Raw genomic sequence first — 3,591 nt, 5'->3', positions numbered from 1 at the left:
GCCGTCGAGCAGGCCGGCCGCGGCGAGCACGTAGGCGCCGAGGCACAGCCCGACGAGCTGCGCGCCACGCGCGGCAACCGCGCGGACGGCGTCGAGCAACACGTCGGGCGGTGCTTCGTCCGGATCGCGCCATGCCGGCACGATGACGATGTCCGCATCGTCGAGCCCGTCGAGCCCGTATGGCGCGGTGATCGTGAAGCCGCCCGTCGTCGCCAGCGGACCACGTTCGGCCGAGCAGACGCGAAACTCGAACGCGGGCGACGCGGCCGCGTCGCGCTCCTTGCCGAACACGACCGACGGCACCGACAGGTGGAACGGGCTGATGCCGTCGTACGCGATCACGGCAACGACGGTCGGAACGGGCGGGGCGGGCCGGGTGGACGAGGCGGCGGTCATGGCGGGCTCCGGAATGGCGATGGCCCGATTCTATCGAAGAATGGCTATCGGGCCACTGTCCCCGTGCACGATGCGCACCGACAATGCATCGCATCGCGCCGCTGGCCGTCCCGTTCCGGGGCGGGGCCGCGCCCCCGGACCAGGAGCCCGTCATGTCGAACGCCGTCCCGCATTCCGCTTCCCAAACCGTTTCCCGTCCGGCTGCCCGCCGCGCGCTGATCGTGATCGACGTCCAGAACGAATACGTGACGGGCAACCTGCCGATCGAGTATCCGCCGCTCGACGTGTCGCTCGCGAACATCGGCCGCGCGATCGATGCCGCGCATGCGGCCGGCGTGCCGGTGATCGTCGTCCAGCACGTCGCGCCGGCCGGCGCGCCGATCTTCGCGCCCGGCTCCGACGGTGTCGCGCTGCACGCGGTCGTTGCCGGCCGGCCGTACGCGCACCTGATCGAGAAGCAGCAGGCAAGCTCGTTTGCCGGGACCGACCTCGCCGCGTGGCTCGAGGCGCACGGAATCGACACCCTCGCGGTGGCCGGCTACATGACGCACAACTGCAATGCGTCGACGGTCTATCACGCGGCGCACGCGGGGCTGAATGTCGAGTACCTGAACGACGCGACGGGCGCGCTGCCGTACGAGAACGAAGCAGGCGCGGCGAGCGCCGAGGAGATTCACCGCGCGTACACGGTGGTGTTCCAGTCGAATTTCGCGGCCGTGATGTCGACCGACGCGTGGATCGCGGGACTGGCCGGTGCGCCGATGCCGAAGCGCGATTCGGTCGCCGCGTCGAACCAGCGGGCCCGCGCGCAGCGCGCGAAGGCGGCCTGAAACTGGAAGGAGATGGGGGAGGGCGCGGGGAGCGTGTTGGCGACGTCGGCGCGCCGCCCGATGAAACGACAACCGCAGGCGAGCGCGCGTCGCGCGGTCAGTCGCCGTCCTTCAGCATCGCCGGGCTGTAGCGCAGCATGTCGAAACAGCCGTCGACGAGCTTTTCCGCGTGCTGCTCGGCGTCGATCTCGTCGGGCAGCATCAGCATGTCGCGCACGAAACCGCTGACGAGCGTGTGCAGCATCAGCGTCGCGCGCCACGTATCGAGCCGCTCGGGCAGCAGCTTGAGCCGCACGGCCCCCGCGAGATCGGCATCGATCGCGTGCAGCGCCTCGCTCATCCCGGCGCGGTTGCGCTGGAGCAGCGGCTCGAGATCCGCGACGTACTCGCACTTCATGAACAGGATGCTGAACACGCGGCGCAACTGCGCGTCGCGCTGCACGCCGAGCAGGCACCAGATCAGGATCTGCCGGATCTTGTCGAGCGGATTGCCGCCCGGCGCGTCGAGCGGCATCCGCTTCAGTTCGTCGATCGGCAGAAACACGCGGTCGAACATCGCGTCGAACAGTTCGCTCTTGTTTGCGAAATGCCAGTAGATTGCGCCGCGCGTCACGCCGGCATGCTGGGCGATGTCCGCGAGCGACGTGTGCGACACGCCCTTCTCGAAGAACACGTGCTCGGCGGCGTCGAGAATGCGATTGCGCGTCTCGAGCGCCTCCTCCTTGGTACGTCTGACCATGTGCAGGCCTGATTGGAATGATCGTAGGTGAATATAGGGTCTGCAACCCTCGTCGCAGTCATATAGACTGGCTATGCTTGCGGTTGGTAACAATCCGTAAGAATGGACAGCAGGCGGGGCATAAACGGGCTTTTTACATACATTCATGAATGTATATACAATACCACCCTACGATCGAATGGCCCAAGTGGCAATCAGTTAATATCCCACTCTGCTGATTCCCGCCAAAGTTCCAGTCCGCAGTGCGGGGCAACCTGTCGGCACGGAGGTTTCGTGCCGCTTGCTGTATCTAGCAGTCCAGTATTTCAGGTGTTCGATCTGCGCCGTGAGGCGCATCCGTGTTGCGCTCCCTCCGGTTGGGTGCGGCACTTATTCCATTGGTTATACACAGAGGTCGCTCCATGCGCGTCGAACGGGTTCCATACCGCTTAATCACTGTCGCGACGGCCGCCGTTTTCCTGGCCGCGTGCGGGAAAAAAGAATCGGCACCGCCGCCGCAAACGCCGGAAGTCGGCGTCGTCACCGTCCAACCGCAATCCGTACCGGTCTTCACCGACCTGCCGGGCCGCACCAGTGCATTCCTCGTCGCGCAGGTCCGCGCGCGGGTCGACGGCATCGTGCTGCGCCGTGAATTCACCGAAGGCACCGACGTCAAGGCCGGTCAGCGCCTCTACAAGATCGACCCGGCGCCGTACGTCGCCGCGCTGAACAGCGCGAAGGCGACGCTCGCGAAGGCGCAGGCGAACCTCGTCACGCAGAACGCACTGGTCGCACGCTACAAGGTGCTGGTGGCCGCGAACGCGGTCAGCAAGCAGGACTACGACAACGCGGTGGCCACGCAAGGCCAGGCCGCGGCGGATGTCGCGGCCGGCAAGGCAGCGGTCGACACGGCGCAGATCAACCTCGGCTATACCGATGTCGTGTCGCCGATCACCGGCCGCGTCGGCATCTCGCAGGTGACGCCGGGCGCCTACGTGCAGGCGAGCCAGGCGACGCTGATGTCGACGGTGCAGCAGCTCGATCCGGTGTACGTGGACCTCACGCAATCGAGCCTCGACGGGCTGAAGCTGCGTCAGGACGTGCAGAGCGGCCGCCTGAAGACGAGCGGCCCGGGCGCGGCGAAGGTGTCGCTGATCCTGGAAGACGGCAAGACTTATTCCGAACCGGGCAAGCTGCAGTTCTCGGACGTGACGGTCGACCAGACCACCGGCTCGGTGACGATCCGTGCGGTGTTCCCGAACCCGGGCCGCGTGCTGCTGCCGGGCATGTTCGTGCGTGCACGAATCGAGGAAGGCGTGAACGAGAACGCGTTCCTGGTGCCGCAGATCGGCGTCACGCATGACCAGAAGGGCCAGGCGATTGCGATGGTGGTGAACGCCAGCAACAAGGTCGAGCCGCGTCCGCTGAAGACGACGGGCATGCAGGGCGCGAACTGGATCGTCGAAGGCGGTCTGGAAGCGGGCGATCACGTGATCGTGCAGGGCGTCGACAAGGTGCGCCCGGGTGCGACCGTGAAGACGGTCGCCGCACAGCTCGCACCGGCGGCCGATGCCGCATCGGGTGCTGCTGCCGCGTCCGCTGCGCCGGCTGCCGCCGGTTCCGGCGCCGCTGCCGCTTCCGGTGCTC

General features: G+C 67.0%; 3 protein-coding genes and 1 pseudogene. 2 read left to right on the top strand and 2 right to left on the bottom strand.

Annotated features, from left to right (window positions below):
• Nucleotides 1-396, bottom strand: a pseudogene (locus G3N93_RS36620) (GlxA family transcriptional regulator); the annotation flags it as partial.
• Between the two features lie 152 nt (nt 397-548).
• Here G3N93_RS36620 and G3N93_RS36615 point away from each other — a divergent pair.
• Nucleotides 549-1,226 (top strand): cysteine hydrolase family protein, encoded by a 678-nt coding sequence (locus G3N93_RS36615; RefSeq protein WP_206123466.1) that lies wholly within the window; start codon nt 549-551, stop codon nt 1,224-1,226.
• A 97-nt stretch (nt 1,227-1,323) separates the two neighbouring features.
• Here the strand turns inward: G3N93_RS36615 and G3N93_RS36610 are convergent, their stop codons facing one another.
• Entirely contained in the window at nt 1,324-1,965 is a 642-nt protein-coding gene (locus G3N93_RS36610; RefSeq protein WP_085043498.1) for a TetR family transcriptional regulator, read from the bottom strand.
• A gap of 401 nt (nt 1,966-2,366) precedes the next feature.
• Between G3N93_RS36610 and G3N93_RS36605 the strand changes: the two genes are divergently transcribed.
• Nucleotides 2,367-3,591 (top strand): efflux RND transporter periplasmic adaptor subunit (locus G3N93_RS36605; RefSeq protein WP_206135203.1); only part of this gene is annotated, 1,225 nt, incomplete at its 3' end.

It is taken from the genome of Burkholderia sp. Se-20378, assembly GCF_017104665.1.
In the GTDB taxonomy this organism is placed as follows: domain Bacteria; phylum Pseudomonadota; class Gammaproteobacteria; order Burkholderiales; family Burkholderiaceae; genus Burkholderia; species Burkholderia lata.
The sequence above is the reverse complement of the archived record's forward strand: the minus strand, read 5'-3'. Positions and strand labels throughout refer to the sequence as shown.